This is a genomic window from Anaeromyxobacter sp., from assembly GCA_016718565.1.
In the GTDB taxonomy this organism is placed as follows: domain Bacteria; phylum Myxococcota; class Myxococcia; order Myxococcales; family Anaeromyxobacteraceae; genus JADKCZ01.
Map to the genome: position 1 here is coordinate 1 of JADKCZ010000014.1, position 16769 is coordinate 16769.

Sequence of the window (16769 nt, forward strand, 5' to 3'; positions counted from 1 at the left end):
GCTTGCTCTCCGCAGACTGACGTCCCTCGCGACCGTGCTGGTCGCCGTCTCGCTCGTGCCCGCGCCCGCCCAGGCCGCACTGGAGCGCGTCGGCCCCAACGACCCGGTCACCACCCTGCCTACCTGGTTCCAGGACAAGACCGGCATCACCTTCGAGCTCTGCATCCGCGTGCAGGGCGAGCCGGACGGCGGCTACTGCCTCCTGCTGCCCGGCGACACGGTGGCGCCTGAGATCTTCCCGGCGCCTTCTTCGACGAGCACTTCCACTCTGGGGCGCCGACGCGGGCGGCAACTACACCTACGTGCCGCCGGCCGGGGTAACTGTGCCGTTCACCACCGGCCGGGTGGTCTACGTGCAGGCCATGGAGGCCGCCTTCCTGACGGGCGTCCGGCCCGGCGGCGCCGACATGTTCGGCCGCGTCCGGTTCCGCCTGGACGACCTGCCGCTCACCGGCAACTACACCTTCTACTCGCCCTACGGCGTCGACGTGATCGCCGGCCTGGCCGGCGACCGCATCTTCGCCACCGAGGACATCGGCTGCGGCTATCCGAACTACGAGTGCGCCCTGCAGACGCGCATCGGGCCGTTCCTGCTGCCCTCGCTCACTCCCGGCGGCGCCGAGCTGCCGCCCGTGGACGGCCCGGTGCCCGGCAAGAAGTACATCGCCGACCCCGCCGTGACCCACAAGGTGACCGGCAGCCCCATCGTCGGGAACCACACGCTCTCCGACGGCCGCCAGGTGAACCCCAACGGCCTGTACATCGAGGCGCCGGACGGGCAGCTGATCTTCGAGACCACCGACTTCTCCATCATCGGCCGGTACTACGGCGAGGTCATCCCCAGCCGCCTGGCGGTGGACCGCGCCAGCTACACGCGCGACGCCAGCAGCATCGCGGTGGACACCTACGCCACCGGCGAGCCCACCATGTCGCCGCGCCTCTCCGCCGCGGCGCTCCAGCCGCCCACCCAGCCCGACCTGAGCTTCTACGCCGCGCCGTGCTCCGGGTGGCATCGGGCCGCAGGGCCAGCTCATCCCGCCGTACGGCGCGCCGGCGGGCGAGACCGCCATCCCCATGAGCCGCAGCGGCAACGTCTACTGGGGCGAGACCGGTGCGCCGGCCGTGCCCGCCGCCGTGTGCCTGGTCGATCTGAACGCCCGCACCGCCCTCGGCGACATCGTGCCGGTGTACGTGCCCGGCGTGCTGGGCGACCAGGTCTTCGTGGCCGAGGCGATCTTCGATCCGAGCAACGGCGGCAGCCTCTCGGTGGTGGCCGCCTCGAGCGACCAGGTGGTCCCGACGCCGGCCCTGGCGCTGGGTGCCTTCGGCGACCTGGCCTCCAACGTGGCCTTGGTGAACGGCCTGGCCTACGTCGCCCCGCTGGCCGCTCCGCCGGCCAAGGTCCGGGTGCTCTCGGCCGAGAGGGGCGTTGCCGAACTGCAGGTGGTGACGGGGAGCCGGGTGGCTACTGGGGTGACGCTCAGCGCCGACCGCTCCAGCCCCCAGGCCCCCGGCACCTCGGTGGTCTTCATGGCCCAGGGACAGGGTGCCAGCAGCTACCAGTACCGCTTCCTCCTCGATAGCGGTGGCGGCTTCCAGGTGGTGCGAGACTGGAGCACGTCGCCGGTCTGGGTCCTGGGCGGCCCGGCGGTGGTCGGCGACTACCTGGTGCAGGTCGAGGTGTGGGCTGGGTTGACGCCGAGCGGCCCGGACGTCGCCTCCGTCGCCATCCCCTTCCGGTTCACCATCCCGCCGGCGACGTCCGCAACCCTGGTGTCGAACCTAGCCAGCCCCCAGGATACCGGCACCGAGGTCACCTTCAACGCAGCTTGCGGCGGCACGACCTCCCCCTGCGACTACCAGTTCTGGAGCTTCGATGGGACCACCTGGACCATCGTCCAGCCCTGGGGCGGCGGCGCGTCGTGGCTCATGCCCGCCTCCACGCCGGCCGGAACCTACGCCATTGTCGCCGAGGTGCGGACCAGCCCCCTGGTGGTTCGTGACATCTACACCAACGTCATCACCAGCTTCGTCATCCGGACTCCGGCGCCTCCCCCGCCGGCCCCGGCCACCGGCGCCACCCTCGACGCCAGCCTGGCCAGCCCGCTAGTCGCCGGCACCGAGGTAACCTTCTCCGCGGCGTGCAGCGGCACGGCGGCGCCTTGTGACTACCAGTTCTGGGCGTTTGACGGCGCGGCATGGGCCATCGTCCAGCCCTGGGGCGGCGGCGCCTCGTGGCTCATGCCCTCCTCCACGCCGGCCGGCACCTACGCCATCGTCGCCGAGGTGCGAACCAGCTCCCTGGTGACTCGCGACGTCTACACCAACGCCATCACCGGCTTCACCCTCATGGTCCCCACGGTGCCGCCTCCGGCCCCGGCCACCGGGGCCACCCTCGATGCCAGTCTGGCCAGCCCGCAGCTCACCGGCACCGAGGTCACCTTCTCCGCGGCGTGCAGCGGCACGGCAGCGCCTTGCGACTACCAGTTCTGGAGCTTCGATGGCGCCGCCTGGGCCATCGTCCAGCCCTGGGGCGGCGGCGCCTCGTGGCTCATGCCCGCCTCCACGCCCGCAGGGACCTACGCCATCGTCGCCGAAGTGCGGACCAGCTCCCTGGTGACCCGCGACGTCTACACCAATGTCGTCGCTGGCTTCACCCTCACGGCCCCAGTGGTGCCGCCTCCGGCCCCGGCCACCGGCGCCTCCCTCGACGCCAGCCTGGCCAGCCCGCAGCTCACCGGCACCGAGGTCACCTTCACGGCGGCATGCAGCGGCACCGCAGCGCCTTGCGACTACCAGTTCTGGACGTTCGACGGCGCCACCTGGACCGTCGTCCAGCCGTGGGGCGGTGGCGCCTCCTGGCTCATGCCTGCCTCCACCCTTGCCGGCACCTACGCCATCGCCGCCGAGGTCCGGACCAGCCCGCTGGTCGTCAGGGACGTCTGGTCGCAGCTGGTCCTGGGCTACGTGATCCAGTAGTCGCAGCTCAGAACGCCGTCCCACCGGCCCCGGCAGCAAGCTCAAGGGGGGCACCACCGCGGCGGTGGTGCCCTTTCTTCTTGGTCAACGCGACTCCTGCGCGATTGGGCAGGACCCGACCGAGCTCCCCTGCGGCTCCACGGAACGAAGTCTCTCTGGAGTCATCGGGCCCGCAGCTCCGCGACCAGCTTCTCCGTCCTGAGAGCTCGGCAGCGGGCGTTCAGGTGGACCACGGTGTCGTAGAAGCAGTCGGCTGGATAGACGTGGTCCTCCGGCTTCGACCTGCTGATCAGCCCGATCCGGTTCACGGCTCGCCAGGCCAGCTCGAGCTCCGACCGGAAGTCGGGATAGGTCTCAGCCATCAAGCTGGGCCAGGACACCACCACCGTGGCACCAGCCGCCTCGGCCTCTTGCTTGAACCTGCTCAGCAGGGCGATGACCCGGGGGTCGATCTCGTCTCGCGCAGGCCCACCCCTGGGGGGCAGTGGCGCCACTCCTGGTGAAGCCTTTCCCAGGTGGGCCACCATGTCCCCGAGTGGGCTAATGGAACTAGCCATGTAGATCCGCTTCGGCACCCCGGGCACGAGCGGCCTGAGGCGGTTGTCGAGGTACCCGATGATCTTGACGTTCGAGCCGAGCACGCCGAGCAGTCTCGCCCGCCCCTTCCGCTGGATCCCATCGAGCAGGTAGCCGAGCCCATCGGGATCATGGGCCAGCACCTCGAGGGTTCCATCGGTGAGCTCGAGCGGGTCCTCGAAGAAGTAGTTCGGCTCGAGCGACAGGACGACCAGGTCTCCGTGGCCGAGACGCGGCGACACGGTGCCCAGGAGGTATCCCAGGCTCACTGCTGCGCCGGTGGCCATGTTCACCGTCGGCAGCCGGAGCTCCTCCTGGAGCCGCTGGCTGTCGAGGCCGAACAGGACGTTCGATCCACCCACCAGCACCAGCTTCGGGCTCCCCAGCGCTCGCAGACGTGCCAGCTTGCCGGAGGAGGCGGCGGCCAGCTCCCGGCCGTCGGTGAAGCCCAGGTAGAGCAGGCCTAGGTAGCTCCCGAGCACGGCCACCGCCAGCAGGCTGGTCCTCTTGATGGTTCGCGGGTCCAATGGGTCGTCCGCGCTCAGAAGCCGGCGTAGATGAAGGCACTGCTGCCGAAGCGGCCCAGCACCAGGGTGGCCAGCAGAAGCGCATAGTACTGTGCCCACCGGGCTGCCGCGCCTTCGGCGCGCGCGAACCCCTCCCACGCGCGAGGCGCCCCGCCATCCCCACGGCTCCACCGGATCGCCGCGCCAACCCCGACGGCAAGGAGGAGGCAGGCCGTGATCAGCGCCTCGCGCTGCCCCTGCGCCAGGGCCAGGCCAGCCAGGCCCCGCGAGTCGGTACCCAGACTCCTCACCACCTGGAGCGCATCGTCGAGCGAGCGGGCACGGAAGAAGATCCAGGTGAAGGTCACCAGGTGGAAGGTCACCAGGATGTCCCATGCGCGCAGGGTTCTGGAGCCCGAGAGCCCAAGCCGGCGCCTCACCCTGGCTGCCGCGGGCCCGAGGAGCAGCCCGGTGGCGACGAAGGTCCCGTGCAGCAGACCCCACACCAGGAAGTTCCACGTCATGCCGTGCCACGCTCCGGACACCAGGAAGGTGGCCAGGAGCGCGCTCGGGGTGCCGAGCCGTGGCCAGCCACGCCACGCCAGCTGGAGCGGCGTGAAGACGTAGTCCTGAAGCCAGCGAGACAGCGAGATGTGCCAGCGTCGCCAGAATTCCGCCACCGAGGTGGCCTGGAATGGCCGGTCGAAGTTCTCGGCGAGGCGGAGGCCGAGCACCCTGGACCCGCCCAGCGCCAGGTCGGTGTAGCCGGAGAAGTCGGCGTAGAGCTGGAAGGCGAAGAGGTAGGTGGCCGCTGCGTGCGCCAGGCCCCCAAAGGCGCCGACGTTCCCGTAGACCGCCTCCACGTAGCCGCCTAGCCGATCCGCCACCACCAGCTTCTTGAAGAGCCCCCAGGCCATGCGCACCAGCCCGGCGCTGACGTCGCTGGCGGCCGGCGGGCGGCCGCCCTCAAGCTGGCTCAGAAGCGGCCCCCAGCGCTCGATGGGCCCCTGCACCACCTTCGGGAAGAAGAGCAGGTAGAGCCCCAGCGAGCCGGGGCTGCGCCCCGGCTCGGCGGCGCCGATGTAGCAATCGACGAGGTAAGCGATTGCCTGGAGCACCACGTAGGAGGCGCCGAGCGCCCCCACGGCGGCGCCCGCTGCTGCCCCCCCGGCACCTCCCGAACCGGCCAGCAACCCCTGGAGGCCGTCCCAGAACCGCGCGCCGAGGAGCGCCAGCAGGTTCAGGGCGATGCCCACCCACAGGGCCGCCCGCCGCTGGGTCTCGCCGCGGTTGGCCTCGAGGCCCATCCCAGCCACGTGGGTGACGAGCACCATGACCGCCACCGCCACGATGGCCCGGGCGGGAGCCAGCCACAGGTAGGCCGCCACGCTGGCCGACAGCAGGACGGCGAGCCGTGACCTGGAGCCGAGCGCGCCCACCAGCAGCAGCGCCACCGGGGCGAAGGCCAGCGAGAGGAGCAAGGTCATGAAGGCATCGCCAGGGTCCAGGGCGGGCGCCCGGCTTCACCCGGGTCGGGGAGCCGGGGTCGGCCTCGGGCGATCACCAGGCGCCGAGCCTCACCGCTTGGCCGCCTTCTCGGCGAGCTTCCTGTCCAGCAGCGCCTGCAGCTCTCCCAGGTTCTTGAGGCGCATGATCTCGAGCCCGCGGAAGCGCACCTCGAAGCGGCTCTCGACCGCTGAGATGACGCGAACGTGGCTGAGCGAGTCCCAGCCGGGCACCTGAGACGCGACGGTCTCCGCCGTGATCTCGAAGGCGTCGAGCTCCAGTTCCTGCAGGATCACTTGCTTCAGGGGCTCCGAGATCACCTGGACTCCTCTCGCGGCGTCACTTCGCCTCGCTCGATGCGCTCCGCGTTGGTCTTGCGACTTGGCTTGCCAGAGGAGCTCTTGATGAGCCAGCGCGGGGGCACGAGGTGGACCCGGGCGATGGTGACGTCCATGGCACTACCGGCCACCTGGATCCTGGTCTTGAGCCGCTTCAGGTCGGCTCCCTCCGTGGCCTCCGACTCGGCCACCACGCAGACCTGCTCGGTCCCGGTGGCATCGTCGAAGGCTCCCCAGGCAACCACCCGGCCGGGAAGGACACCCTCGACGGACCCAACGGCATCCTCGATGTCCTCCGGGTAGAGGTTCTTTCCCGCCACGATGATGAGGTCCTTCTTCCGCCCCACCACGAAGACCTCGCCTTCCTGCACGAACCCGAGGTCACCGCTGCGGTACCAGCCGCCGCTCATGGCCCGCTGCGTCTCCTCCTCGTTGTTGCGGTAGCCGTCGAAGAGGTAAGCAGACCTGATCCAGAGTTCTCCGACCCTGCCCTCTGGGAGCGGCGACTGGTCTTCGTCGGTGACCTGCACGGTGCACCCTGGGATGGGGTGGCCCGAGGAGACGCACCGCCTCGCGACCGCAGGGTCGCCCGCCAGCACGACGCGCCCTCCGGCCAGGGCGCCACGTTCGGCGGAGAAGACCCGCGCCGGCGCGCCTGGCCTGGTCTGCGTCGCAGCGAAGGTGGTCTCGGCCATGGCATACGAGGCGCCCAGGACCGACACCCGCAGGCCGAGCGGCTGGAAACGCGCCAGGAAGCGGTCATGGCTCTCCGCCCGCACCGGCTCGCTGCAATTGACGAGCAGGCGGAGCGAACCGAGCCTGACGCCGTCCAGGTCGTCCTGGTGGACCCGGTCGGCCATCAGGTTGTAAGCGAAGTTGGGGAGCCAGGCGACCGTGGCGCCCTCGTCCGAGGCCGCCCGAAGGAAGATCTCGGGCATCGAGACCCACTCGAACGGGTCCAGCTGCACAACCGGGATCCCCAGGGCCAGCGGCAGGTGGAGGGCCGCGATCAGACCCATGTCGTGGTAGAGCGGCAGCCAGCTGAGGATGCGGTCCGACGGGCCCATGCCGAGGACGCGGCCGTACTCGCGGACGTGCTCCAGGACGGTATGGTGTGAGAGGGTGACGGCCTTCTGGAGCCCGGTGGTACCGGAGGAGTGCTGGAGCAGGGCGACCGCGGCAGGATCCGGCGTTGGCTGCTGCAGAAGGCTCGGCGCGCCCGGAGCGGCTACCACAGGCAGATCGAGTGGATAGAGCAACCCCCGGATGGTCGTGTCGGCCTCCAGTGCGACAGGTCCGACCGTGGGCTCGAGCGCCCGCTCGGTCAGGATCCAATCCAGCCCGGAGCGTCTGGCCATACCCCGGAGGCCGTGGAGGAACTTCTCGGGGTGGAGCCGCGCGTTCGGGTAGGCCAGCACGGCGGGCACGGCGCCCAGGGCCGAGACCGCCATGTAGAGCGCGTGGAAGCGGGGGTGGTGCCGCACGATGAGCGCGCAGACGTCCCCGCGCGCCACGCCGGCTCCAGAGAGCACCTGCGCCAGTGCCTCGGCCTCACGAACGAGGGCTTGCCAGGTCCACCGGACCGGGGCCGCGTCGGCCGACCAGTGGACCACCGCCTCTCGGTCCCCCCGCAGGTCAGCCCACTGGAGCCACTGATCCCAGAGGCATGAAGCGTTCCCCGTCGTCATCGGCTGTGGCCTTCGGTCGGCGTCGTTGCCATCACGTTCAGTTCGGCGCCCATCGCGCCGTTGGAGCGGCGGATTCTATGCCAGGCTTCGCTCGCGGCGCCACCCGCGCGTCCGGCCGCGCCAGAGGCCTGTCCATGAGAAAGGGGCGCCACCATCGCGGTGACGCCCCCCTCCTGCTCGGCCGCCGGACATCCCCGCAGGGAGGCCCACCGCCGCTGTCGCTGCCGGGCCTAGAAGATCACGTAGCCGGACACGACGTTCGACCAGACGTCACGGACAACCAGTGGGTTGGTCCGGGCCTCGGCCACGACGGCATAGGTTCCCGGCGTGAAGCCGACCGGCACCGTCCAGGTCGCCGCCACGCTCCATGGCTGCACCACGGTCCAGTTGGCGCCGTCGAAGACGGTGAACTGGAAGTCGCAGGCGTTTGCGGTCCCGCCACAGACGGCTCCGAACTGGGCCACCCCGGCCCCGCCCGCGCCCGCAGGCGTCGGGGTGATGGTGGCGCTGGTGGCCGGCGCAACGGCGCTCTGGATGACGTAGCCGAAGATGCCGTTCGAGTAGACGTCGCGGACGACCAGCGGGCTGGTCCTGGCCTCGGCAAAGACGGCGTAGGTCCCTGGCACGAAGTTCGCCGGCACCACCCAGCTGGCGCCGTTGCCCCAGGCCTGCACGACGCTCCAGGTGGTGCCGTTGAAGGCGATGAACTGGAAGTCGCAGGGCAGGGCCGTCCCGCCGCAGGTGGCGTCGAACCTCGCCGTGCCTGCCACGCCCGAGCCGGCCGGCGTGGCCGTCAGCGTGGCGCTGGTGGCCTTGGTGACCAGGGGGGCCCGGATGACGTAGCCCGAGATCACGTTCGACCAGACGTCACGCGCAACGAGCGGGCTGGTCCTGGCCTCGGCGACCACGGCGTAGGTGCCGACAGTGAAGTTCGCCGGAACAGTCCAGACCGCGCCATTGCCCCACGGCTGCACGACGATCCAGGCGGCGCCGTCGAAGACGGTGAACTGGAAGTCGCACGGGCTCGCGGTGCCGCCGCACACGGCGCTGAACTGGGCCGTGCCGAGCTCACCGATCCCCGCGGGAGTTGCGGTGATGGTGGCGCTCGTTGCCTTCCCGACCGGGCTCTGGATGACGTAGCCGGAGACCACGTTCGACCAGGCGTCGCGCACGACCAGTGCGCTGGTGCGGGTCTCGGCCACGACGGCGTAAGTTCCGGGCACGAAGCCGGCCGGCACCGTCCAGACCGGACCGCCGCCCCAGGCCTGGACGACGGTCCAGTTGACGCCGTCGAAGACGGTGAACTGGAAGTCACACGGGCTCGGCGTGCCACCGCAGGTGGCGCTGAACTGCGCCGTCCCGGCGAGGCCGACCGACGCGGGGGTCGCCGTGAGCGCCGCGCTGGTGGCCGGGACGATGGGCGGCGTGATGACGTAGCCCGAGATGACGTTCGACCAGACGTCGCGGATCACGGCCGGGCTGGTCCTGGCCTCGGCGACGACGGCGTAGGTGCCGACGACGAAGTTGGCCGGAACCGTCCAGGTCGCTCCGGTGCTCCACGGCTGCACGATGGTCCAGGTCGTGCCGTTGAAGACCGAGAACTGGAAGCTGCACGGGCTGGTGGTGCCGCCACACGAGGCGCTGAACTGGGCAGAGCCGGCTGGGCCGGTGCCGGGCAGGCTGGCCGTGATGGTGGCGTTCAGGGCCGGCGTGACGGGCGGGCTGATGACGTAACCCGAGATGACATTGGAGTAGACGTCCCGCGCAACCAACCCGCTGGTCCTGGCCTCCACCGAGATGGCGTAGGTGCCGGCCGGCTGCGTGAGCGGGACTGCCCAGGTGGACGCGGTGCTCCACGCCTGCACGATGGTCCAGACCGACCCGTTGAAGGTCGAGAACTGGAAGGCGCACGGGTCAACCGAGCCGGTGCAGGCTGCGGTGAAGGACACCGCGCCCGCCGTCCCGGGGCTCGGGCTGCTGGCCGCAACCGTGACCGCGGTCGCGGGTGCGGGCAGGAGCACCTGCATGGTCATGGTGGCCTCCCGGTCGAAGGCAACGGCGGCGTCCGTCCGCACCTGGACGCGCACCTGGTAGGTGCCGGCCGGGGTGTTCGTCGGGAGGTTGTAGACGCGCGTCGCGCTCCACGGCTGGACCTCGGCGAAGTTGACGCCGTCGGAGCTCCGCAGGAACCGGTACTGATAGGCAGTGACAGGCGTGCCCACCGAGCCGCCCCCGGTTGCGAGGAAGGCGAGCGGGACCGGGCCCAGTGCGTTGTAGAGCTTGTGCGGGCTGGTCCGGTTGGAGACGATGGTCAGGGTGGTCGCCGGGCGATACCGGACGACGTATGCCGCCGTGGCCGTTGCGTCGATCGCCGCGGTGCTGCTCCGGACGTCGACCCTCACCTGGTAGCTGGCAGGAAGCGCGGTCGCCGCCAACGTCCAGGTCGCCAGCGCACTCCAGTCCTGCACCGGCAGCGCACCGAAGCCAGCGCCGCTGTCGAGCCAGAACCGGAACTGGTAGGTCCCGACCCCAGCAGCGACGGCCGTGAAGGTGACCGGCGTACCGAAGAAGCCCGGGGACGGCAGGAGCGGGTCGGCGGTGAGCGTGACGCCGGTGGCGGGCGCCGGATCGATGATCTGGTAAGCCAGCGTCGCGCTGAGGAACTGCGTGTCGATCGAGCTGGTGCGGACATCGGCGCGGACGGTGAAGCTGCCGGACTGAGCCGTGACCGGGAGCGTGTAGGTCGTCAGGGCGCTGTACTCCTGCACCACCTGGAAGCCCGCGCCGCGGTCGATGAGGAACCGGAACTCGTAGGGGCCGGCGCCGGCCGCGCCGCCGCCCAGGGCCGCGGCGGTGAAGACGACCGGGCTGGCGGGGATGGCGCGGAAGTACGGGCTCGGGATGTCCGAGGTCAGCGTGATGCTGGTGGCCGGCGGGAAGACCTCGGGGGTGCCGAACTCGACCGAGTTGGAGACGGCCGCGCCGCCCTCGTTGTAGGCCACCACGCGGTAGTGCGCGTGCGCCGGCGCCACGTACGTGGTGTCGGTGAAGGTGGTGGTGTTGGCCGGGGCGAAGCCGACCAGCGTGTACGGCTGGGCGATCCCGACCGACTTCTCGACCCGGAACGCGATCTCGCTCGAGGGGTTGCCGAAGTTGGTCTGGCCCACGTAGTCCACCGGCGTGGCGTCGTTCCAGGTGAGCACCGGCAGGCCCTGGGCGTTGGCGGCGAGCGTCAGCGGCGACGGGGTGCCCGGGATGGTGGACACCACGTTCAGGATGATGGGCCGCATCATGTCGTTCTCTTCGTGGCTGAGGATGTGGCAGTGCCACACGTACTCGTTCCCGAAGTTGGTGACGACGTTGACGTCAGGCGGCACCTTGGCCTGCTGGGTGACCGGGTCGATGTTGGTGAAGCCGAAGGGCGAGTTGAGCGGGATGGCCGGGTTGAGCGGGCGCAGGGAGTTCGGCACGCTGAACGGCAGCTTGGGCGCCCAGGGCCGCATGGCCACGATGGTGTCCTCGAGCGGGCTGATGCGGACGGTGTCCTTCCAGCCGAGCTCGGTGGGGTGCGGGGCCCGGATCTGGCCGTCCCAGCCGACGCGGTTGATGACCTGCACGTCGAAGATGTGGAAGTGGATGGGGTGCATGTCCACGCCGTTGTGCGAGATCTTCCAGATCTGCGTGCCGTCGCCGAGCACCGGCGACAGGGGCGTGATGGCGTTGTTCAGGATCTCGGTGGCGGGATCCGTGTAGTCGTAGAGCGTCAGGTTGAGCAGGCCGACGATGGGGTTCGGGTTGGTCATGCCGAGGTTGCCGGCCATGCGCCCGTACTCCATGTCGAAGGAGGCGCCCATCTCGTCGTGCAGCCCCTTGGGCTCCATCGGGAAGGTCTGGTAGGTGCCGCCCACCGTGAAGACCGGCAGGGTGACGTCCTGGATGCGGGAGAAGCCCCAGTACGGCCAGACCTGCGGGAAGGTCACGCCGGTGTAGATGCCGTTGTAGGCGTCCTGGCCGACGATGATGCTGTCCTGCGCGGACTCGAAGACGCCGGCCTTGCCGGGCGCCGGGGCGAAGGCCGCCTCGAGCGCGGCCAGGTCGAAGGCGGGGGCCGCGGCCACGTTGGCCACGTTCACCTGCATGACGGTGCGGGTGTTGGGGCCGAAGCCGATCTGCGGGCCCTCGGGCAGGCCGGTCAGGCTGCCGGGCGGCACGCGGCCGTAGCCGCCGCTGGCGGAGAGGTCGGGCGCGCCGGTGAGGTAGTCGTGCCGCGGGTCGAAGGCGGGCACGGCGGCCGGGGCGTCGTTGTAGAGGATGAGCGTCTGGCCCGCGTAGGGCGAGAAGTCCACCACCACGTCGGCGCGCTCGGCGGGGCCCAGGAAGAGGCCGAAGTCCTTCACGTTGCCCACGTTGAAGGCGGTGGGGTCGGTGACGAAGGTGATGGGCTGCGGCGGGACCACGGTGGGGCGCGGGGTGAAGCCGCCCTCGGAGCCGAAGTGGATCCAGGACGGGCCCTGCGTGGCCGGGTCGGGCACGCCCTCGACGCGGCCGTCCACCGGCCAGTTCGGGTAGAGGGCGGCGTTGAAGGCGGTCAGCGCCGCCGGCACCATCTTCACCTCGGTGTTGGTGCGGCCGTCACGCGCGACCTGGGCCGGATCGGCCAGGTACCAGTTCAGGTTCTGGAACCGGTCGTTGGCCGCGTTGAGCATGCGGAAGCGGTAGGCCTTGGGCAGCAGGGTCACCGACGGGAAGGCCTGGCCGTTCACGATGGCGGTGTCGAAGAAGGTCTCGGCGCCCACCGACGGGATGGGCGTGCCGGGGATCACCGGCGGCTGGCCCGGGGTGGTGCAGAAGGCGAAGACGGCCGGGTTCGGGTCCGAGCAGTTGGGGTCGTGGTACGGGTTCGGCACCGTGTTGTAGAGGATGTTGGTGGTGGGCGGGAAGAACCAGGGGCCGTAGACCCAGCGGCCGAACGGGTTCACGCCGGTGGGGTCGTAGGGGTTCTGGGCCGGCACGTAGACGTGCGGCAGCCAGAGGTCGCCCACCACCACCGGGCGCACGCCGAACTGGTCGGGCGTGCCGGAGCCCCAGTTCCAGGTGGGGTCGCCGTTGGTGCGGACGTCGCTGGCGACGAAGGAGCGGTCCTGGATGACGAGCGGGATCTGGTCGGCCGGCAGCGCGCCCTGGGCCACCAGGGCCTGCTCGAACGGGTCGGTGATCAGGTAGCCGGCGGCCACGCCCATGATGACGTTGAGGCGGGTGATGCCCCAGGCGTGCTCATGGTAGAACATGAGCCGGGCCGACTGCTGGTTCGAGTAGTAGTAGGTGGTGGAGCCGGGGCCCGGGTTCGGCATGTCGGGCACGTTCTCGAGGCTGACGCCCTCGGTGTACGGCGTGTTGGCCCACTCGCCCGCCGGGATGATCCACTGGTGCGGGGTGCCGTCGCTGATCCACGGGGTGCGGCCGCCGTGCAGGTGGATGGCGCTGCGGTTCTGGGTGTACTTGGCGCAGTTCTGGCCGGGGGTGGCGTTGCCGGGCGGGATGCTGGCCACCGGGGTGGGGTCGCAGACGGCGCCGGGGGCGTAGGGGACGCCCAGGGGATCGAGCGCGCCGGCCGGCCAGAGCGGGCCCTTGCCGGAGCCCAGGATCGACTCGTCCACCGGGATGACCAGGTCGCCGCCGGCGCCGATGGGCAGGCGGTTGGTGAACTTGATGCGCACCGGGCGGTCGCGGGTGGCCACGATGACCGGGCCGAGCCAGCGGGCCTGGGCGTCCGGGGCGATGGTGTTCTGGCCCAGGGCGTCGGTGCCGTTGTTGGTCTGGTGGTAGCCGCGCAGCTTGGTGGTGGCCGGGAGGTCGGTGTGGAACCGGTGGGAGAACTCGATGAGCTCGATCTCGTAGTAGTCGGAGCCCGGGTAGGTGATGGAGTCCGGGTTGGCCACCGGGATGTAGTTGCCCAGCAGGTTGGCGCCGGCGGGGGTCAGGCCGGGCAGCGCGTCCACGAACTTGCGCAGCTCCGGGCTGAAGGCCCAGTTGCTGGTGGTGAAGTAGTCCGGCGTGGTGCCGGGGCCCGGGGGCGTCACGCCCACCGGGATCTGCGCCTGCTCCGGCGTCATGATCCCGGCCTTGACGGCCGCCTTGCGGGCCTGCTCCAGCCGCAGCTTGGTGGCCTTCAGCTCGGCGGCGGCCGCCTCGCGCTGCGCCTGGCTCGGCATGTTGGCGCGCATCTGGTGGACGGTGGCCGCCTTGGCGGCCAGGGCGTCGGCGGAAACCTGGTCCAGGCCGCTGGTAGACTGCGCGGCGGCGAGCTGGAACGGGATCAGGCCAAACACCAGCCCGAGCAACGCGGACAGCACCCTCTTCTGAGCGATCATCTCTGGTTCTCCCCTCACTGCTTGCACTGCCGTCCGCGGAGCCGCGGGCTTTTCCTCTGCGATTCCCTTCGGCGCCGCCCCACAGGGCGCCGATCGCAGGGCGACACGTTGACGCAATCTAGTACCCTCGGAAGAAGGCCACATAGTCCGCAGGTCTGGTGTCGTTTGAGTACGGTACATTGATATTTGGACTCAAAATTTCCTTACTCTGTGCCGTGATAAGGGGGGTGCGCTCATGCGCCGCATGCTCTTGCCGTCGATCATCGCCATCGCCCTGGTGTTCCTGGGCAGCCTGGCCCTGCTGGACTGGCTCGGCGGGTCCGAGGCCGGGGATCCCCAGACCCCCGTGGCCTCGCCGCAACCCGCACCCAGCGTAGATGTTGCACCACCCGCGCCCACCGCCACACCGGCCGAGGTGGCCGCGGAGATGAGGGCTCCGCCCTCCCTCCCCGCCCCGGCGCCACCGCCCGAGGCGCTGCCGCCCTCCGGCGCGCCGCCGGCCCCGGGCTACGTGCGCGACGAGACCTCCACGCTGCAGGGCGTGCTGAGCGGCCGCTGCGGCGCCATGGAGCTGCGGCTGGGCGACGACCTGCGCCGGCGCGGTGACGAACCGGAGGGGCGCGCGGTGCTGCTGGTGGAGGTGGAGCCGCAGCAAGGGCAGCTCAAGTTCTGGTCGAGCAAGCTCCAGAGCCCTGGGCAGACCAGGCCGTCCCTGGTGGCCTGCGTACAGTGGGCGCTCAACGGGTACGTGCTGCCGGTCTCCCGGCTCCAGCCCGGCGAGCGCTTCAAGGTGCAGGTGGTGATCGGGGTGCGGGCGCGGTGACTCAGCCGGGCAGGGCCGCGCCGGCCTGGCCTGGGCCGGCAGGCCTGGCCTGCTCCGCGGCCTCGCGGGCCAGGCTGGCCGCGCGGGCGCCGTCCTCCGGCGAGGCGTACTCCGGCACCAGCTCGGCCAGGCGGGCCCGCACCTCCTCGGCCGGGTGGCCCAGCACCTCGCGCAGCCGCTCCAGGCCGCGCTCCAGCTGGGCCTGCTCGCAGGGGCGGAACCGGCCCACGAAGATCTTGGGGTGGTGGGTCTTCTCGGCGGTCTCGGCGGCCACCGACAGCTCCTCGAAGAGCTTCTCGCCGGGGCGCACGCCGCTGAAGCGGATCTCGACGTCCACGCCCGGGGTGAGGCCCGAGAGCGTGATGAGGTCGCGCGCCAGGTCGGCGATGCGCACCGGCTCGCCCATGTCCAGGATGAAGATCTCGCCGCCGTGCCCCATGGTGCCGGCCTGCAGCACCAGCTGGCTGGCCTCCGGGATGGTCATGAAGTAGCGCTTCATCTCCGGGTGGGTCACCAGCACCGGGCCGCCGGCGGCGATCTGCTCCTTGAAGATGGGGATGACGCTGCCGGCCGAGCCGAGCACGTTGCCGAAGCGCACCGTGACGAACTTGGTGCGGGAGCGCTGCGAGAGCGACTGCACGTAGAGCTCGGCCACCCGCTTGGTGGCGCCCATCACCGAGGTGGGGTTGACCGCCTTGTCGGTGGAGATCATGACGAAGCGCTCGACCCCGAAGCGGTCGGCCAGGTCCGCCAGGCAGCGGGTGCCCAGCACGTTGTTCTTGACCGCCTCGCCCGGGTTCCACTCCATCATCGGCACGTGCTTGTGGGCCGCGGCGTGCAGCACCACCGAGGGCCGGTGGCGCTCGAAGACCTCCGCCATGCGGGCGGCGTCGCCCACGTCGGCCACCAGGGCCACCAGCGAGACCTCGGGGTGGCTGGCGGCCAGCTCGCGGTGGATCTGGAAGAGGTTGTTCTCCGTGCGCTCCACCAGGAGCAGCGCCGACGGGGCGAAGCGGCAGACCTGGCGGCACAGCTCGGAGCCGATGGAGCCCCCGGCGCCGGTGACCATCACCACGTGCCCCTTCATGACGGCCGCGATGGCCTCCATGTCGAGCTCCACCGGGTCGCGGCCCAGCAGGTCCTCGATGGCCACGTTGCGGAGCTGGTTCAAGGTGACCCGGCCGTCGATGAGCTGGTCGAGCCCGGGCATGGTCTTGAAGCGCGCCCCGGAGGCCTTGCACAGCTCCACGATGCGGCGCATCTGGGCGCCGGTGGCGGTGGGCGCCGCGATGATCACCTCGTCGGCGTCGTGGTCGCCCACCAGGGCCGGCAGCTGCGCCACCGTGCCCACCACCCGCACCCCGTGGATGTGGGCGTGCAGCTTGTGGTGGTCGTCGTCGGCGAAGCCCACCACGTGGAAGCGCGCGGCGTGGTTGCGGTGCAGCTCGCGCAGCAGCAGCTCGCCGGCGTCGCCGGCGCCCACGATGAGCAGGCGGGTGGGCTTGACGTCCTTCTCGGGCGCGGGGCGGCGGTCGGCGGTGAAGGTGCGGTAGGTGAAGCGGGCCCCGCCCACCAGGATGATGCAGAGGGCCCACTCGATGGTGATGACGGAGCGCGGGAAGGTGCGGAAGAGCAGGCCCAGCACCGCCAGGAACAGGAGCGTGGAGGCCGAGGTGGCCAGCACGATGGCCTTGAGATCCCGGGCGCCGGTGTACTTCCACATCCCGCGGAACAGGCCGCTGGCCTGGTAGATGCCGAGGCGCAGGACCAGCAGGATGGGGAACCAGCGCAGCATCTCCGCCGCGTACTGGTGCTCGGCGCTGAAGTCGAAGCGCAGGCCGAAGGCGAGCCAGTAGGACGCGCTCCACAGCGCCACGTGGACGGCGATGATGAGCGAGCGGCGGATGCCGACGCGGAGGGTGGCGGCCCGCTGGGTCACGAGAGAGGGGAGGCTAACAGATCCCACCGGCTGCTTCACCGGT

General features: G+C 70.8%; 8 protein-coding genes. 2 read left to right on the top strand and 6 right to left on the bottom strand.

Annotated features, from left to right (window positions below):
• The first annotated feature begins 1074 nt into the window (after positions 1–1074).
• Positions 1075–2979 (top strand): hypothetical protein, encoded by a 1905-nt coding sequence (locus IPO09_18610; GenBank protein ID MBK9519312.1) that lies wholly within the window; start codon positions 1075–1077, stop codon positions 2977–2979.
• Positions 2980–3140: 161 nt separating this feature from the next.
• On the opposite strand, the gene IPO09_18615 is transcribed toward IPO09_18610, so the two are convergent.
• The 5 genes from IPO09_18615 to IPO09_18635 all read right to left on the bottom strand — a co-directional run bounded on the left by IPO09_18615 (position 3141) and on the right by IPO09_18635 (position 13964).
• The gene (locus IPO09_18615) at positions 3141–4082 is read right to left on the bottom strand and encodes a hypothetical protein (GenBank protein MBK9519313.1); all 942 of its coding nucleotides are present in this window, start codon (positions 4080–4082) and stop codon (positions 3141–3143) included.
• Between the two features lie 14 nt (positions 4083–4096).
• Complete coding sequence (locus IPO09_18620) at positions 4097–5515, bottom strand: MBOAT family protein (protein MBK9519314.1); 1419 nt, start codon at positions 5513–5515, stop codon at positions 4097–4099.
• A gap of 123 nt (positions 5516–5638) precedes the next feature.
• Positions 5639–5887: an acyl carrier protein gene (locus tag IPO09_18625; protein ID MBK9519315.1), complete on the bottom strand. Its 249-nt coding sequence runs from the start codon at positions 5885–5887 to the stop codon at positions 5639–5641.
• Complete coding sequence (locus IPO09_18630; protein MBK9519316.1) at positions 5884–7593, bottom strand: AMP-binding protein; 1710 nt, start codon at positions 7591–7593, stop codon at positions 5884–5886. Before IPO09_18630 ends, IPO09_18625 begins: the two co-directional genes overlap by 4 nt.
• Positions 7594–7823: 230 nt before the next feature.
• Complete coding sequence (locus tag IPO09_18635) at positions 7824–13964, bottom strand: multicopper oxidase domain-containing protein (protein ID MBK9519317.1); 6141 nt, start codon at positions 13962–13964, stop codon at positions 7824–7826.
• Between the two features lie 235 nt (positions 13965–14199).
• Here IPO09_18635 and IPO09_18640 point away from each other — a divergent pair, with 235 nt between their 5' ends.
• Positions 14200–14787 carry a hypothetical protein gene (locus IPO09_18640; GenBank protein ID MBK9519318.1) on the top strand — a complete coding sequence of 196 codons (588 nt, stop codon included), beginning with the start codon at positions 14200–14202 and terminating at the stop codon, positions 14785–14787.
• Between the two features lies 1 nt (position 14788).
• On the opposite strand, the gene IPO09_18645 is transcribed toward IPO09_18640, so the two are convergent.
• The gene (locus IPO09_18645) at positions 14789–16678 is read right to left on the bottom strand and encodes a polysaccharide biosynthesis protein (GenBank protein ID MBK9519319.1); all 1890 of its coding nucleotides are present in this window, start codon (positions 16676–16678) and stop codon (positions 14789–14791) included.
• Positions 16679–16769: the final 91 nt, after the last annotated feature.

What these genes read in the sequence shown, in the direction of transcription:
- IPO09_18610 (MBK9519312.1), top strand. Translation starts at nt 1,075, where the DNA reads ATGAGCCGCAGCGGCAACGTCTACTGGGGCGAGACCGGTGCGCCGGCC.
- IPO09_18630 (MBK9519316.1), bottom strand. Translation starts at nt 7,593, where the DNA reads ATGACGACGGGGAACGCTTCATGCCTCTGGGATCAGTGGCTCCAGTGG.
- IPO09_18635 (MBK9519317.1), bottom strand. Translation starts at nt 13,964, where the DNA reads ATGATCGCTCAGAAGAGGGTGCTGTCCGCGTTGCTCGGGCTGGTGTTT.
- IPO09_18640 (MBK9519318.1), top strand. Translation starts at nt 14,200, where the DNA reads ATGCGCCGCATGCTCTTGCCGTCGATCATCGCCATCGCCCTGGTGTTC.